The organism is Acinetobacter sp. ACNIH3 (assembly GCF_002918965.1).
GTDB lineage: Bacteria > Pseudomonadota > Gammaproteobacteria > Pseudomonadales > Moraxellaceae > Acinetobacter > Acinetobacter schindleri.
The window spans coordinates 1-15,338 of the sequence record NZ_PQLP01000055.1 but is presented as its reverse complement, the minus strand read 5'-3'; the positions used below and the strand labels follow the sequence as shown (position 1 = coordinate 15,338).

General features: G+C 40.3%; 16 protein-coding genes. 8 read left to right on the top strand and 8 right to left on the bottom strand.

The genetic code is table 11. The annotated features are described in order from the left end of the window. Positions 1 to 319 precede the first annotated feature (319 nt). From C3420_RS14835 to rnk, 4 genes are all read right to left on the bottom strand, one after another. Positions 320 to 1,240, bottom strand: coding sequence for a hypothetical protein (locus C3420_RS14835; protein WP_004815335.1), 921 nt, complete (start codon positions 1,238 to 1,240; stop codon positions 320 to 322). A 40-nt stretch (positions 1,241 to 1,280) separates the two neighbouring features. After that, a complete protein-coding gene (locus tag C3420_RS14830) occupies positions 1,281 to 2,408 on the bottom strand; it encodes a toxic anion resistance protein (protein WP_103801012.1) in 1,128 nt (375 codons plus the stop codon). A 16-nt stretch (positions 2,409 to 2,424) separates the two neighbouring features. After that, positions 2,425 to 3,216 carry a tellurium resistance protein gene (locus C3420_RS14825; protein WP_103801011.1) on the bottom strand — a complete coding sequence of 264 codons (792 nt, stop codon included), beginning with the start codon at positions 3,214 to 3,216 and terminating at the stop codon, positions 2,425 to 2,427. A 228-nt stretch (positions 3,217 to 3,444) separates the two neighbouring features. Continuing rightward, positions 3,445 to 3,843, bottom strand: a complete 399-nt coding sequence (gene rnk / locus C3420_RS14820; protein ID WP_004892459.1) for a nucleoside diphosphate kinase regulator — start codon at positions 3,841 to 3,843, stop codon at positions 3,445 to 3,447. Between the two features lie 122 nt (positions 3,844 to 3,965). Between rnk and C3420_RS14815 the strand changes: the two genes are divergently transcribed. Then, positions 3,966 to 4,514 carry a hypothetical protein gene (locus tag C3420_RS14815; RefSeq protein WP_103801010.1) on the top strand — a complete coding sequence of 183 codons (549 nt, stop codon included), beginning with the start codon at positions 3,966 to 3,968 and terminating at the stop codon, positions 4,512 to 4,514. A 144-nt stretch (positions 4,515 to 4,658) separates the two neighbouring features. Here C3420_RS14815 and glyA read toward each other — a convergent pair whose 3' ends face one another. Continuing rightward, the gene (gene glyA / locus C3420_RS14810; protein WP_103801009.1) at positions 4,659 to 5,912 is read right to left on the bottom strand and encodes a serine hydroxymethyltransferase; all 1,254 of its coding nucleotides are present in this window, start codon (positions 5,910 to 5,912) and stop codon (positions 4,659 to 4,661) included. 154 nt (positions 5,913 to 6,066) lie between these two features. Then, on the bottom strand, positions 6,067 to 7,296 hold the full coding sequence (locus tag C3420_RS14805; RefSeq protein WP_103801008.1) for an alpha/beta hydrolase: 1,230 nt from the start codon (positions 7,294 to 7,296) through the stop codon (positions 6,067 to 6,069). A 345-nt stretch (positions 7,297 to 7,641) separates the two neighbouring features. Between C3420_RS14805 and C3420_RS14800 the strand changes: the two genes are divergently transcribed. From C3420_RS14800 to C3420_RS14790, 3 genes are all read left to right on the top strand, one after another. Then, a complete protein-coding gene (locus tag C3420_RS14800) occupies positions 7,642 to 8,340 on the top strand; it encodes a DUF3820 family protein (RefSeq protein ID WP_103801006.1) in 699 nt (232 codons plus the stop codon). A gap of 87 nt (positions 8,341 to 8,427) precedes the next feature. Continuing rightward, on the top strand, positions 8,428 to 9,081 hold the full coding sequence (locus C3420_RS14795) for a hypothetical protein (protein WP_103801005.1): 654 nt from the start codon (positions 8,428 to 8,430) through the stop codon (positions 9,079 to 9,081). A 206-nt stretch (positions 9,082 to 9,287) separates the two neighbouring features. Continuing rightward, on the top strand, positions 9,288 to 9,638 hold the full coding sequence (locus C3420_RS14790) for a hypothetical protein (protein WP_103801004.1): 351 nt from the start codon (positions 9,288 to 9,290) through the stop codon (positions 9,636 to 9,638). Between the two features lie 471 nt (positions 9,639 to 10,109). Here the strand turns inward: C3420_RS14790 and C3420_RS14780 are convergent, their stop codons facing one another. Continuing rightward, positions 10,110 to 10,334, bottom strand: coding sequence for a hypothetical protein (locus C3420_RS14780; RefSeq protein ID WP_103801002.1), 225 nt, complete (start codon positions 10,332 to 10,334; stop codon positions 10,110 to 10,112). Positions 10,335 to 10,843: 509 nt separating this feature from the next. On the opposite strand from C3420_RS14780, the gene C3420_RS14775 reads away from it, so the two are divergent. Next, entirely contained in the window at positions 10,844 to 11,389 is a 546-nt protein-coding gene (locus tag C3420_RS14775) for a serine O-acetyltransferase (protein WP_004815307.1), read from the top strand. Between the two features lie 217 nt (positions 11,390 to 11,606). On the opposite strand, the gene katE is transcribed toward C3420_RS14775, so the two are convergent. Continuing rightward, a complete protein-coding gene (katE, locus tag C3420_RS14770; RefSeq protein ID WP_103801001.1) occupies positions 11,607 to 13,727 on the bottom strand; it encodes a catalase HPII in 2,121 nt (706 codons plus the stop codon). Positions 13,728 to 14,254: 527 nt separating this feature from the next. Between katE and C3420_RS14765 the strand changes: the two genes are divergently transcribed. The 3 genes from C3420_RS14765 to C3420_RS17505 form a co-directional block, all read left to right on the top strand. Beyond that, positions 14,255 to 14,464: a cold-shock protein gene (locus C3420_RS14765; protein ID WP_076753816.1), complete on the top strand. Its 210-nt coding sequence runs from the start codon at positions 14,255 to 14,257 to the stop codon at positions 14,462 to 14,464. A gap of 114 nt (positions 14,465 to 14,578) precedes the next feature. Beyond that, a complete protein-coding gene (locus C3420_RS14760; protein ID WP_076753817.1) occupies positions 14,579 to 14,806 on the top strand; it encodes a hypothetical protein in 228 nt (75 codons plus the stop codon). A gap of 407 nt (positions 14,807 to 15,213) precedes the next feature. Next, on the top strand, positions 15,214 to 15,338 hold a 125-nt coding region (locus C3420_RS17505; RefSeq protein ID WP_213064674.1), incomplete at its 3' end, for a transposase family protein.

The window sequence follows — 15,338 nt, the reverse complement described above, 5'->3', positions numbered from 1 at the left end:
CTAAAGTGGCTACCAGTTCGATTGGTCCTTCAAGGCGTTCTAAAAGGGTTTTTAATTGGGCTGCTGTATTTTGATCTAACATTGCTAACGTCTCCAAAGGAGTAATAATTTATTCGATGAAAGAATAATAGGATAAATCAAAACACAGGTAAAACAGTTTGTTTTTATACAAATGATCGTTTTTTCAGATTATTAAATAATTTTTAATATGATTTCAATACATTGGCATATAGCTATTTCATTAAACAACCATATTTCCTTTACTCCCCACGAGGGAAAACAATAAAAAGAAAAGCTCTATGACTGGAGCTTTATTCATTTAGTTCAAGCGTTGTTCAATCCGCAATGAACGTTTTTTAATGGCATTGGCCAATGCAAAGAAAATCAAACTCATCACTACAGATACGGCCAATATAATACTGATGACTACCTGAACAATATCAGTCAACTGATTGGCTTGTTGTACCTGGGTACTGACCGATTCAGCTGCCGGTGTCAGGGCCTTGCCGTATACCTGCTGTTGCATGGTCCACAGCTGCTCTGCCTTAAAACCATATTGATCAAACTGATTGTCGCTTTTCTCCGCCTCAATTAGTCGCAGTACATGCGGTCGGGCGGCCGATAAATCGGCTGGTTCATGCAATAAAGCGGTCTGCGCAAGCAAATAGGACTTCACCGGTGCTTTAATATCTTCCGCATCCACTAAATAACGGGCAATATCACTGTCATTGATATTGCTGTCGTAATATACCGCCTTTTGATATGCATCATCATGATCACCATTCAGGTCGTGCTGCCAGTAGCTCAGTCCGCCCCAGATCAGGATAAAAGCAATCAACCAGCCCACAAATTTCATTACAAAGGACTGAAAGCGAACATAAAAATAACGGATTTTTTTCAGGAAGTGCACGACAAAGAATGCACCAATAAAAGAAGCAAACAATTTCAGAATCAGCCAGCCAAACCAGCTTAATAGACTGAAGAAATAGTCGGGGCTGTCACCAATACTGGCTAAATTGGCATCAACACTAACCGGTAGATGTAATTGCTGCACTTCGGTACTGAGTCCGAAAAATCCATAGACAAGTTCCTGATGCAGAAACAGGCCAATTAAGGATGCAATACCAACGGTGGCCGTCGTGACACTAAGTAAGGTCAGGCGGTTCTGACGCTTTTTCAGTGCAACGACACCCTGCTCAATCTCACGAGGATTTACAGCATACTCATCTAATGGTGGCAAACCTGACTCCTCTAATAAATCCGGGGACAGGTGCTCAATATTATTCCGCCCTGTCTGTACTTGATTCAATGACCAGATAATTCAGATTATCCTGCAAGGCTTTTAAACGTGCTGTCGCTTCAGTACGTTTCTGCATGCCTTCTTTCTGAATCTGAATCACATCATTTACTGTATTAATAAGGGTATTTTGGACATGTTCAAGTGTTTCTATGTCAATGACTGAACGCTGGTTGGCACGAGCCGTGTCGACAGAGTTCTGATGCAGCAGGTCAGCATTGCGACGTAACAGCTCATTGGTCGCATCATCAATACTATTGGCAAGCTGGACACTGTTCTTTTGTTCATGCAGGGAAATCGCCAGGCTGATCTGGTTCTTCCAGGCCGGCAAGGTAATGTTTTTAATCGCATAGAATTTGTCGACCAGCATCAGATTATTAGATTGAATAATGCGAATCATGGGCAAGGTCTGCATCGCGGATTGCTGTAATACCTGCAAATCACTGATACGTTTTTCCAGATTATTGGCCAGATGATTCAGGTCATAAATTTTCTGGGTAGTGGTCTGATCTTGTGGTAATGCTGTCAATGCAGCAATATCCTGCTGTAATTCATGTTCACGGATGCGCCCTGCAGCAATATGAATGCCCAGCTGCTTATATTCATCCTGCACACCATCGAACATTTTATCTAAAGTCGATACACGTGCTTTCAAGCCAGATTGTGAAGTCTCAATTTCTTTAACCAGTACATCAATCTGTTCTTTGGTGGTATTAAAATGAGTATCAAAATTCTGTTTGGCACCTTTGAATTTATTAAGCAGATTACCCAAGAAACCTGAGGTTTTATTTTTGCTCAGAATACTGGAAGCATTCAGCTGCTGTGCCACCTGAACCACCTGATTCAGTTTCTGACCTGTTGTATCCAGATCCCGGTTTTGAACCAGATTGAGCAGTTCATCAGTATAGGTCGCAGTCTTGCTGGCAATATTCTTGCCGTATTCTGCAACAGCATTATGGCTCATTTCCTGTAATTCCTTGCGCACTGCCAGTACTTCCTGAAAATCCTCAGGCTGTAAACCCAGTTCTTTCAGGTTCATTTGCTGAAATTTCTGTTCAGCAATTTCATTGTCTTTTTTGACAGGCAGATTCACAGTATCAGGATTGGTCATAGTTCACCTTATCTTGTTATATTTTCGAGGGTTTTTCGAGCGATTTTCTTAACGTTTTAATCAGATTTTCCCGACTATTATCAAGTTTTTCCAGATCACTTGTCGAGTGTTTACTGTTGCTTTGTTTGACATAATATTGCCAGGCCGGAATCAATACCTGCTGTGCTTCCTTAAACCGGTCCAGCAGGCTAAAGGAAAGCTGTTGGGACAGTTGCATCTGGGTAATGGCAATATCATTACTGGCTTGCAGGGTTTTTAAGGTATGGATTTTCTTGGATAAACGTTCTGAGAAATTATCCAGCGGATGCTGGTTTTTCACAAACTGTGGATATTCCCGCAGAAATTCTTCTGCAGCCAGAATATGTTTAGCCATCTGTTCACGTAAACCTGTGAGCTGTTGGAAGCGTGACTGGGATTTCTGGATTTCAATCTGTAGTTTACGGCTGAGATGACTGGCCTGATCGAGCAAGCGATCCAGATTTTTATAATACTCAACCTGACTGGAGCCATAATCCAGATCAATTCCTAGCCATTTTTGCAAGGCATTAAACTTGCGCTGTTTCAAATATTTTCTGGAATTTGCCAGCGCCTGAATAATTTTTTCAATGGTCTGGCTGAGCTGTTGGGTCAGTTGCGGATCAACCCCATTTAACAGGACTGCCTGGGCCTGAATCAACTGATCGGCATAATGATTCAACCTGTACTGATCACTGAGCAAAGGGACAAGCTCATTACGCTTGATGCTTAAAATCTCACTCGGATCTGCTGCAACATCCTGGATCGGGATCAAAACATCTATCTGTGACATAGCCCTTTAAACTCAATTGAACCAATTTTTATAGTACGTGGTTTCCTTCAACATAACATGTAGCATTTTGCAAAGGAAAGCCTTTAAGGCATAGAATTTTTTATATAAGTTAAAGATATTGTTGGATTTAAGCTTTAGCTATCTTAATAAAATTACAAAATATCAAAGCCAAATAGAAAAGCCCCACTGATATGGGGCTTTTCTATTATGCAAGAGATCAGAACGACTTTATAAATAGTCCCCTTCACGTTCTGGCTGATACAGCACCTTTTCTATTTTGACTTTCATCATTTCACCGTCTGGCTGCGGCCATTCAATGGTTTCCCCCTCCGCCAGCCCAAGGATCGCGGCACCAACAGGCGCTACAATATTGAGCTGTCCCGGCTCACCTTTGAACTCATGTGGATAGACCAGCGTAATTTCTTTGGTCTGGTTAGCAATTGTGACCAAGGCGCGTGCATGCATGGTAACGATATTGGCAGGAATATCTTGAGGTTTAACTACCTCTGCCCGTGCCAGTTCATCCTCTAGCTGCTGCATGGTTGGAGTCAGCTTGGGTTGATTTTCAAGCATAGTCTCCAGACGGTTCAGATCCTGTTCCGACAAAATAAGCTTGGTTTTTTGCATGCACTCTCTCCTGATCGAGCATTTCAATGAATCTTCATAAACAGATTAAAATTAAATTTTTGATTTAAAAAATATTTGCAATATATTTAAAACTAAATTAACGAAATAAAAAGAAGAATAAGATGGCATTTGCACAATCTACTTCAACATACAGTAGCACGGATTTCATGCAAGGTCTGCGTGCTCAGCTACATCATCCGGATTCGGAACGTACCTTTTATGTCAGTCAGGCATTAAAGACCATTAACTTTGATAATAGTCCAGAAAGCCTGCTTCGTCTTGACCAGTTTTTTCAGGCATTTAAGAAGCATTTAGGAATTTTGACAGCTGACTTTAACAAGACCATTCAAAAGCTGAATACTGTGCTCTTGATCACCAGCCAGATCGGTTATTTTATCAGTTCTGAATTGAACTGTACTGAACATTGGCTAAGTCTTGAAGAACTCCAGATGGTGGCGTTAATACCAGGTACCGAGTTTGCCAATTCACAATGTTACTATGGCTTGGAGCTTCATGGGCAGATCGTATTTCCGATTGATTATGTTTTGAAGCATTTTTCAAGTATGGAAATGAAGACCAGTATCAGTGCAGATATTCAGAGCTTTATTTTTAATTATCGACATCCGCAAGCCATAGATCAATACGATTACTCTACTGTATTCCGAATTTAAAGCATAAGCTGTAAAAGCAGAATTTTTGAGCTTGTTGATCGCAATTGATTATTAAGTAAACAAGCTATTTAGTTGATTGAATTAAAAAAATAAAAAATAAAAAAAGCCCCCAGATCGGGAGCTTTTTTTCTGCTTCAGCTACAATTATTTAGCATATACAGGGAATTTTGCACATACAGCTGCAACTTTTTCTTTAACCGCAGCGATCACAGCTTCTTCGCCTTTACTGTCCAGGATGTCAGCGATCCAGCCAGCAAGTTCACGTACTTCAACTTCGCCAAAACCACGAGTGGTTACTGCAGGTGTACCAATACGGATACCAGAAGTGACGAATGGAGAACGTGGGTCGTTTGGTACAGAGTTTTTGTTTACAGTGATGTGAGCAGCACCTAACCAAGCATCAGCGTCTTTACCAGTAATGTCTTGTTTGATCAGAGACAACAAGAACAGATGGTTCTTTGTACCGCCAGAAACAACGTCATAACCGCGTTCAATCAGAACTTCAGCCATTGCTTGCGCATTCTTCACAACTTGTTGTTGGTAAGCTTTATATTCAGGTGCCATTGCTTCTTTGAAGCAGATCGCTTTAGCAGCAACCGCGTGAACCAGAGGACCACCTTGGTTACCTGGGAATACAGCTGATTGAAGTTTTTTCTCGATTTCTTCGTTTGCTTTCGCAAGGATCAAACCTGAACGTGGACCACGAAGTGTTTTGTGAGTCGTTGTCGTGGTTACGTCAGCGATTTGAACTGGGCTTGGGTAAACGCCAGCAGCAACCAGGCCAGCCACGTGAGCCATATCAACAAACAGGTACGCGCCTACTTTGTCTGCGATTTCACGGAAACGTTGCCAATCTACGATTTGGCTGTACGCAGAGAAACCAGCCACGATCATACGTGGTTTATGTTCAACTGCCAGACGTTCAACTTCTTCGTAATCGATCTCACCAGTTTCCGGGTTTAGACCGTATTGAATCGCGTTATAAGTTTTACCAGAGAAGCTTACTTTCGCACCGTGAGTCAAGTGACCACCGTGAGCCAGGCTCATACCCAATACTGTATCGCCTGGGTTAAGAAGCGCCAGATAAACTGCAGAGTTTGCCTGAGAACCAGCATGTGGCTGAACGTTAGCGTAATCAGCACCAAATAATTCTTTAGCACGGTCAATTGCCAATTGTTCAATGACATCTACATATTCACAACCGCCATAGTAGCGTTTGCCTGGGTAGCCTTCTGCATATTTGTTAGTGAGTTTTGATCCTTGAGCTTCCATTACTGCTGGTGAGCAATAGTTTTCAGAAGCGATCAACTCGATGTGCGCTTCTTGGCGAGCATCTTCGTTAGAGATTGCTTGAGCGATTTCTGGATCAAATTCAGCAATAGAGATATTGGCAAACATTAGCGAGGTCCTATTAAATTAGGGCTTTTAAGCCGTGCTAAGATTGGCGCGTATTGTAGCATGAACTTTGCTATTTTCGACTAGGAACTTTATCCAGTTTGCAATAAAAATAGCTCATGCTTAAAAAAACATGAGCTATATAGATAAAAATAAGTTATTGAATTGGCATTAGAGATTTTACATCTTCAATAATATTAGGAATATTCGATGTATAGACACTGCCGTGATCCCATGAATTGTTCGTAATATATCCTAATGAGGTTTGTTTCTGATTTGCTGATCTAACTAAAACATCTGTTGCAGCTTTTGGAACAGTCTTATCTGCCCCTCCCTGATAAATAATCACAGGTGTAGACACTTTAACCTGTAAAGGCTGAGAGTCTTTATCCAGGAAATTCTTTATCACTGGAATGCTCATAAAATTAGCTTGAGTACGCGGATATTCTTCCAGATTTCCATTGGTTTGAGCATAAGCTCCCATTGCCGTACCAAATTTGTTGCCTAATACATCATAACAATCTGTTTCAGCATTCTTGGCAATCTCATCTGTTGGTGTTTTAAAGACCTGACTATATTGCAGATTTGGATTCGGATTACGCAATCCCGCGACGATCAGCGCGGTAAAAGTATCTAAAGATGCTAGAGTTTGAATCTTTTTATTCAGATCTGGTTCTTGTCCAGCTTGAGCCTCACCACCTGCCAAAATCAAACTAAAATTAGAAGCAGGAGCTAAAGCTACCGTACCTTTATAAGTCATTTGAGAAGCACGTGCTGCATATTGGGCAGCGCCTAAAGCCGCTTGACCACCTTGAGAATGACCGACAGCCATCCATTGATTAGAGGCATCCGAACCTAAATAGTCTTTTGCTGCGACTACAGCATCGGTAATTGAATAAGCTTCACTCTTAAGATTAAGGAAAGGATGAAGTTCTGTGCCACTCGGCTCTCCTAAGCCTTCATAATCAGGTGCAACGACAATGTATCCAGCCTTAAGGAGACCAGTAATCATATTCGTGATGTCATTATTAAGCTGATTTTTACTTGGTGCACACTGATCAGCCACACCGGTCGTACCATGTGCCCATGCAACTATCGGCCAACCTTTCGCAGGAGGTGTTCCTTTTGGAGTGAAAACCAGTGCCGTTGCCTGGGTTTCGCTATTATTGATACCTAACATCTTATAAGTCATAACCACGCTTTCATCGGCAACAGCAGTCAGGTCCGTTTCGGTATAAGCCACAGGCGTTGCTACAACTGGATTGGCAATATTATTTACTGGAATAGCGGGTTTGGACTCATAATTACCATCATCATCACTATCATTACACGCAGTTAAAGCTACGCTTAGGGCGAGTAGAGAACCAGTCAATACATGACGTTTCATCGATCTTATCCTTGTCTTAATTATTGTCTCTTATGATTTTTATAGTTTTATCAAATGATAAAACTAGAGATTAATTTCCCAAGTTATTCTATTAATGGCAAGAGATTATTTTGTTATTTATCTAACAAATACAGCTCTAGTTTCGATTGATTTCGGCATAATAAACTTAAGCTCTTGAAATTATTACATAAACTACAAAAACCTTTATTTATTAGTTCAGTTTAAAAATATTCTGTATCAGTCAAAAAGCCTTCAATTAAAAGTAAAAATCAGGCATTCCAATTGTCAGTAGTGAAATAATAATGTTAGATTTTAATCCTCACCTTTTTCAGGCAAATTTTCGTCATGCAGGCCATCATTCTCGACACTGAAACCCATACACTAAACGGTCAGCCGATTGAAATTGCGTATGCGCCTGTGGACATTCTGGACCATAAAATCAGCTTGGATAAAAGCCGACTGTTTGATCAGCTCTATAGCTGTGATGAACCGATTTCTTTTGCAGCCATGGCCGTGCACCATATTCTGGAATCAGATCTGGAAGGACAAACACATTACAGCAGCTTTGAACTCCCGCAAGAAACCACTTATATCATTGGCCATAATATTGATTATGATATTCGTGCCTTAGAAAAATGTGGCGTCGACTCATCGAATATTAAAGCAATTTGCACCCTTGCTCTCGCCCGCCGGGTTTGGCCAGAGGCTGAAGCGCATAATATCTCTGCATTAATCTATATGATTACCAAAGGCAGCGAACGCGCCCGGGAAATGATCCGTAAAGCGCATCGTGCCGATATGGATATTATTCTGACCGCAAATATCCTGATGCATATTGTGCATCACCTGAAAATCAGCAGTATTGAAGAACTATATGAAGCTTCTGAAGATGCGCGTATTCCACGTACCATCAATTTTGGTAAGCATCGTGGCACTGCGATTGCTGAACTGCCTGCTGACTATGTGCAATGGCTGCTTCGTCAGGAGGATCTCGATCCTTATCTGCGTAAGGCTTTAGAAAATACTGCAATTACAACACTTTAATTTTAAGTAAATTTAACAACATCTTCATATTAGTGTAATTTTCTCATATTAGCATCTACCTGAATTCTGTATATAAGGCATTCAGGTATGATGCGCTATTCAAAAACTGCAAAGGGTCTACATGTTCTTCAACATCGTAATGTCGAGCTTAATGCACGTCAAAGACGTCTTTTGGTTTTAATTGGCACTGAAGATTTTGATTTACTCACACCTCAATTTAAAGCGCGTATTGCACCACATGATTTGCTGCAACAATTATGTGATATAGGACTGATTGAAATACAAGAGTTAGAGACTTCAAATGCAGTATTCGGTACAGAGTCAGCACAGACTTCAGCGCCTACTAATAACTCAGTAAAAGCTTCATTTCCACACTTTCCTGAATCAAATATTCAGACTTCAATCACCCGTCCTGCCCCATCTGCTGATCTTGAAGCGCCGATTACCACGACATTAGTTGCCACGCCCCACGTGCCTGACGTACCTGCTGACATTACCTATATAGCACTCAACCAAGAACAAATACGCAGCTTGATGCTAGACAGTTTAAAAAAATACTGTGGCTTATTGGCCAAACAACACATTCAAAATATTACTCAAGCACCAGATATCGATGCCTTAAAAGTCTGTCAGGTGCAATGGTTGACACTTCTCCAGGAAAGCCGCATGCCTTCACAAGAGTTAAACCGACTGTTCAAGCAAATTAGCCATGCTTTATCCATACTGCGTGCTCAAGCTTAAAACTCTCCATAGATTCAGTCTTTTTAAGTCTATCTTAAGTTTAAAGATGAATAAGTCCAGCGAAAAAAATTTTCTATTTAATTGAAAAATATAATTTTAATTCGTACAAAAGTAGTTGTATTCATTTACTTTCGACTATAGATGCATAGCTATATTAAGGATTTAAAGCCATATAGAATGTATTACTTTTTATTCTTCCCACGCTTATGCAACACTATCTTGAATTCGGTGCCTTTGATAATCCCATGCAAGTGAGTAAGGTGGGAAACTGGGTCATTACTTTTGTCAGTGCTGCGGATGAACTAGAACATATTCAGTTGGCGATCACGTATGTCTTGCCTCGCCAGATCAGTGATGCGCTGCAACCACGTCGCATACTGATTGAGAAAACTGCCTATGAACATCAATGGCTGATTCAGACGATTGAATGCTTTGACAGCAAGACCAATCAGGAAGTACAAATTGCAGCTGCAGATGCATTGGGACAACAAACGCTTCAGCAGATTCTGGAAGAATTTGGTCGTTATGATGTGAATGTCACTCTAAAAAGTTTTTAAGTTTAAGCTCGTTGACAAGTTATTAACTCAATGCTTGAACTATCTACTATTCAGGCATTGAGTTAAAAATCGCGTTAAGCTAAGTGCATAATAATAGATAAGAATAGAATCTAAATTATGCGATATGCTCATCAACATAACACTCAAGCCCTCGTCCTATTTCAGCTTCACCAAAATATAGAAGAATGCCTGAATGCTTTTAATTTGAAGTCTCAAAGTCGCCAGCTCAGGCTTCAACCCGATCCTCTGTCTCAAGAATATCTCCTTGTACAAAAACATGACTTAGGACAGGTATGCCAACAAATCCGTATAAACCGTAGCGAAGTATCCGATCCTCATCCCTTAGTTCGTTATCATCTGCTGGCATTTATTTTTAATCAGTTAATCTGAAATAATAGGATTTAAAAAAATAGCCCATCCTTAGATGAGCTATAGCCTCTATATTTCCAGACTTAACTGAAAAATAGTTTCCTATTTTGGCTCCATAACACGATAAATACAGTCTGTTTGCTCACTGGCAAATAGTAATTCAATCGTTGGTCGGATAATTTCATCGTCCACCACAATGTATTCAACTTGCTGTTCTAAACGTTGGGAAGGATCTCTATGCTGGACACCGGCGCGCAATAATGCTTTTACATTAAGGATTTTTCCATACTGGTTTTTGACTTGCACATCAATCATCTCTTTTGTCATTGCGGTGCCCTCCTTTTAATTTGGATTTATTAATTCTGATCTTCTAAATTCTTATAACATATTTATTTAAAAGGCTTTCAAACGAATATGTAAGATTTTTTAGCAGGATATTATTCCGGCATAAGATGGATTGCAGAACCAAATGAATAGTTTGTTGCTACTCCCTTTAATCGCACAGACAAAACTAAAAACCAGACATTAAAAAGCCCGCATCGCTGCGGGCTCTGTGTTGGATGGCTAGTGCTAGATTTATTGCCTGAATCGAAATTCGAGCTCAACTAACTGTCATTGATCCGTCCAACTTATTGGTAGCGTCGCATGGTTTTTTGACCTACCGTAAGCTTAATATAGGCTGCACTTGATGGTGGCACAAGTCCTGATTACATTTCTAAAAGTAGATTCATACAATTTTTCAATTGTGATTTTTATAAAATCCGTTAGTCTTGCTGACTTCCGAATCTATTCATTTCAGCGCAAAATACGCTGTCTTTTCTATCCGATGCTCAGTCATGATCTGGCAACTTATTCTTAGTGATCTGTATCGCTATTGCGGTAATATTTCAGCAAAATCTCTGATTAAAAACTATCTGTTTAACCGCGGTTTTAATTTTAGCTTCTGGTTGCGTCTGGCCTCTTCCAACTCATTTATTGCGAAATTGGCCTATCCTATTTTTTATTATAAGAAAAAGAAATACGGCATCGACATTCATTGCAGTACGCAAATTGGTTATGGATTATATATCGGCCATGGTGGACCTGTAGTAGTGAACCCCACTACAATCATTGGTAACAATGTGAATCTGTCACAATTTACGACCATTGGTGCCAATGGCGGGAAACAGGCAGCCTATATCGGCGATAATGTTTATATTGGGCCGAATGTCTGCATTATTGATAATGTCAAAATTGGCAACAATGCCACGATCGGTGCTGGTAGTGTGGTCACTAAAGACATTCCTGAAAATGCCACAGCCGTGGGAAATTATGCCAAAGTGATTCATTATAATAATGCAGGTAACTCCGTAAACCGCCGCTGGCCGCCTGGTGAAAAATAAAGAAGTTCATCTGAAATAAATAATGAATCCAGTTATCAAGTCTAAAAATTTATAAGGATTTTACTCATCTGGATAGGTTTTGTGGCGCTCATTTGGATTGCATTTGAACAGAATACATTTGTGGATAAACAGATGTAGATACGAGCTGATTGATTTAAATTATACAGCCTAAAAAAACTCCCTCAATTTGAGGGAGTTTTTTTTTGACTTGGCTGTTTTAACCTGGAATCATTTCTGATACTGGTTCACGCGCCCAAACACGATGTTTCATAATCAGTTGCTTTAATTCCATAGCGACTGACTTGAAGTCTTGATGTGAAAGCGTGCCTTCATCAGCGACCAGGCCTAAAGTATTGATCAGGTCAGCTTTTTCACCCAAGAGCACAATTGGCTTTAAGTGTACGTAAGCTTCAATGATGTAGTGTTTAGCCGTGCCGTCTTTCAACACCTGGTCATAATTATCACCATCGACCATAACAACGGCGTCATAAAGTACTGATGGCTCACCTCGTTGCATACCGTCTGCCATTACTTCTGCACCATTGCTGCTCAATACAGGTGCAGGTGTCGGAGCGAGTACCTCAGCAATGGCACTTTCTTCCTTGGCCCAAGCCAATACCGCATCCACATTCGCCTGATTAACCTTGTCATGCACTAGAACAGCAATTTTCTTGCCCTTGATATCGGGCGCCGGGAAGGCTTCCAGAGAAATGCGTTTAGATGGCGTTACTTCCGGCAATTCCACATTCAGTTTTTCTGGCGGAATTACAATCCCCAGTTTGGTTGCCACCTGCTGAGCCAGATCCAGATCGATATTGCACAGAATTTCTAGCACTTCACGTTCACGGATATACAAACGTTGCACCTTGCTCAGCTCAAAAACATAAGCATTCACCACATGACGTTGTTCATATGGCGTCAGACTGCGGTAATACAATCGTGCCTGGGTAAAGTGGTCACTAAATGATGGGCTACGCTCACGAATCTTACGTCCGTCAATACGCTCGGCATAACTTTCGAAACCACCATTCGACGCTGCCGGTGTGGTTTCCGTTGGCCAGTTATTATCGATAGAATTTGGTTCATAAGAGGCCTGTCCACGATGGATCGCACGCTGATGATAACCATCACGCTGATTATTATGGAATGGGCAAACTGGCTGGTTGATTGGAATCTGGTGGAAGTTTGGTCCACCCAGACGAATCAACTGTGTATCGGTATAGGAGAACACACGTGCCTGTAGTAATGGGTCATTCGAGAAATCAATCCCCGGTACAATATGTGCCGGACAGAAAGCCACCTGCTCGGTTTCTGCAAAGAAGTTTTCCACATTACGGTTAAGTACAAAGCTACCGATTGGTGTAACCGGTACAAGCTCTTCAGGAATGAGTTTAGTCGCATCCAGCAGGTCAAAATCAAACTTGTGCTCATCAGCTTCAGGCACGATCTGTACACCTAGTTCCCATTCTGGATAATTGCCTGACTCAATTGCATCATACAAATCACGACGATGAAAATCTGGGTCACGACCTGCCAGTTTTTGTGCCTCATCCCAAGTCAGCTGGGTCAGACCTTGTTTTGGTGTCCAGTGGAATTTAACAAAAACTGCTTTACCATCCGCATTGATCATACGGAAAGTATTGACACCGAAGCCCTGAATTGAACGGAAGTTACGTGGAATAGCACGGTCAGACATTGCCCACATCACCGCATGGGCAGTTTCAGGTACAAGAGAAACGAAATCCCAGAATGTATCATGCGCAGTCTGTGCAGTAGGAATCTCGGTATGTGGTTCAGGCTTCATCGCATGCACGAAATCCGGGAACTTGATTCCGTCCTGGATAAAGAATACTGGTGCATTATTTCCCACCAGGTCATATACCCCTTCCTGAGTATAGAACTTCATCGCAAAACCGCGAATATCACGTACTGTATCCGCTGAACCTCGTGGACCCTGTACGGTAGAAAAGCGCACAAACATAGGAGTCTCGCGCTCAGTATCGGTCAGGAATCCAGCTTTGGTAAAGCGCTCATTGCCAGGATAAGCCTTAAATACACCATGTGCTGCCACACCACGGGCATGCACAATACGTTCAGGAATACGCTCATGGTCAAAATGCGTCATTTTTTCCTGAAAGATAAAGTCTTCCAGCAAAGTTCCACCACGGGTACCAGCTTTCAGGCTATTCTGGTTATCAGAAATTTTCACCCCCTGGTTGGTGGTCAGAGCCTGCCCAGTTGCATCACGACGGTATGCATCAAGCTGGGCATTCTTCTCATTATGATTTTTCAAATCCGGACGATCAGTACCTGCTAGCTCACTCTTGGTCTCTTTCATGTGACTTCCTTATTATTACCCTTTTGATAAAAAACAAATTTGGCTTTAAGCTTTTGTTTTTTATCTTCTATTATTTAAATGACGGCGATTGTTCACTCACATTCAAAGGAGTTATATCGCTTATTAGGCGCCTTTCTAAAATACTATGGGGCATACATGGAAGCTGTAGCGCTTTGTGACACCGTGTATAGATCAGTTAATGTTTAAGGAGAAGTCTGTATTCAGCAAATGCTATGTAGCGACTTTAGATAGCTTCAAGCAGGACTTAAGACGATTAATAAGCTATGCATGAACAATATCTTATTAATTATTTATATAATATTTTAAATTTTTATTGAATATTTTGATATAAAGTGTATGATGAATATCAAATACAAAGTATTGTTATTCTATTTTCTTTAAGTATCGTCGTTTTTAATTATTTTATAAGCATTCTTTTTTTCAGATCATCATTTCAATTCTTTCCTATTCTCAGCATATTTTCGTTTATTTAATTCGAAAAATACTAAAAATCAAAAGGTTATTTTATGTCTAATACAGTTACTGGCACAGTAAAATGGTTCAACGAAACTAAAGGTTTTGGCTTTATTCAACAAGAATCAGGTCCAGACGTTTTTGCTCATTTCCGAGAAATTAGCAGTTCAGGTTTCAAAACTTTATTTGAAGGTCAACAGGATTCTTTCAGCATTGTTGAAGGTCAAAAAGGTCTTAATGCTGTGAATATTGTCGCTCTTTAATCGACAACATTCGTTAGAGGGAGCCTGCAAATCAGGCTCCCTCTCATTTTTTGAAATCCCTAGTTTTATTCTATTTTCAAAAATAGAAGAAACATTAAAATAATAGGTAACACAATGAATCAATTTAATAATTTAATTGCTAAAGCAGCCAATGGCACTGAAATCCTGGTTTCTCTTATTCCATTAAATAAACAGCAAAATATTCGCCAAGGCTTTAAATGGGTCGAAGTTGGTAAGAAAGTTCTTTTACAGTCAGGTCTTGAAGTCGACTTAAATATGGACGGTCGGTCTTTTTATGCTCAAAGTAATGAGCTCTTTAAGTTTAAAGAGAGAATCATGTAATTCTTTACTTGCATTAAAAAAAAGATGCATCTGAATCCTGATCTATTTTTAATCAAAGATAGCGATAAAAAAATTTTACGAGGAAGTGTCTTATAGAGGACTTCCTTTTTTTATATTTTGAATTTTAATTTATTCTCAGTCATAACTTACCATTAATGACTATTCTGTTTATTAAAAAAACATCTTCTATATAAGATCTATTTTATAAATCAAAAAATGATCGTTATTAGATCTCTTTCATAAATCAAAAAGCGATCTTCCTTTTGGTTAATATTTGCACTCCGGATTTCTTAGCATTCGTGCATAAGCTGCGGATGAAATACATCGATTCAAACAAGCTTTCTGATCCTCAGTTCAAGCGATACACAGGCATCTCATGGTCAACTTTCTATTTGATGGTTGAGTAATTGCAGAAGCATGTCTCTGCCAAAGGCAGACCGCCCAAGTTAAGCCTGGAGGATCAGGTTCTGCTCTGTCTGAGCTATTGGCGGGAATACCGAACCTTATTTCACGTTGCGACGAGTTACGGGGT

Excerpts from the sequence above, each read along its gene's own strand:
- C3420_RS14830 (WP_103801012.1), bottom strand. The coding sequence starts at position 2,408 with ATGACCAATCCTGATACTGTGAATCTGCCTGTCAAAAAAGACAATGAA.
- C3420_RS14825 (WP_103801011.1), bottom strand. The coding sequence starts at position 3,216 with ATGTCACAGATAGATGTTTTGATCCCGATCCAGGATGTTGCAGCAGAT.
- rnk (WP_004892459.1), bottom strand. The coding sequence starts at position 3,843 with ATGCAAAAAACCAAGCTTATTTTGTCGGAACAGGATCTGAACCGTCTG.
- C3420_RS14815 (WP_103801010.1), top strand. The coding sequence starts at position 3,966 with ATGGCATTTGCACAATCTACTTCAACATACAGTAGCACGGATTTCATG.
- glyA (WP_103801009.1), bottom strand. The coding sequence starts at position 5,912 with ATGTTTGCCAATATCTCTATTGCTGAATTTGATCCAGAAATCGCTCAA.
- C3420_RS14805 (WP_103801008.1), bottom strand. The coding sequence starts at position 7,296 with ATGAAACGTCATGTATTGACTGGTTCTCTACTCGCCCTAAGCGTAGCT.
- C3420_RS14800 (WP_103801006.1), top strand. The coding sequence starts at position 7,642 with ATGCAGGCCATCATTCTCGACACTGAAACCCATACACTAAACGGTCAG.
- C3420_RS14795 (WP_103801005.1), top strand. The coding sequence starts at position 8,428 with ATGATGCGCTATTCAAAAACTGCAAAGGGTCTACATGTTCTTCAACAT.
- C3420_RS14790 (WP_103801004.1), top strand. The coding sequence starts at position 9,288 with ATGCAACACTATCTTGAATTCGGTGCCTTTGATAATCCCATGCAAGTG.
- C3420_RS14780 (WP_103801002.1), bottom strand. The coding sequence starts at position 10,334 with ATGACAAAAGAGATGATTGATGTGCAAGTCAAAAACCAGTATGGAAAA.
- C3420_RS14775 (WP_004815307.1), top strand. The coding sequence starts at position 10,844 with ATGATCTGGCAACTTATTCTTAGTGATCTGTATCGCTATTGCGGTAAT.
- katE (WP_103801001.1), bottom strand. The coding sequence starts at position 13,727 with ATGAAAGAGACCAAGAGTGAGCTAGCAGGTACTGATCGTCCGGATTTG.
- C3420_RS14765 (WP_076753816.1), top strand. The coding sequence starts at position 14,255 with ATGTCTAATACAGTTACTGGCACAGTAAAATGGTTCAACGAAACTAAA.
- C3420_RS14760 (WP_076753817.1), top strand. The coding sequence starts at position 14,579 with ATGAATCAATTTAATAATTTAATTGCTAAAGCAGCCAATGGCACTGAA.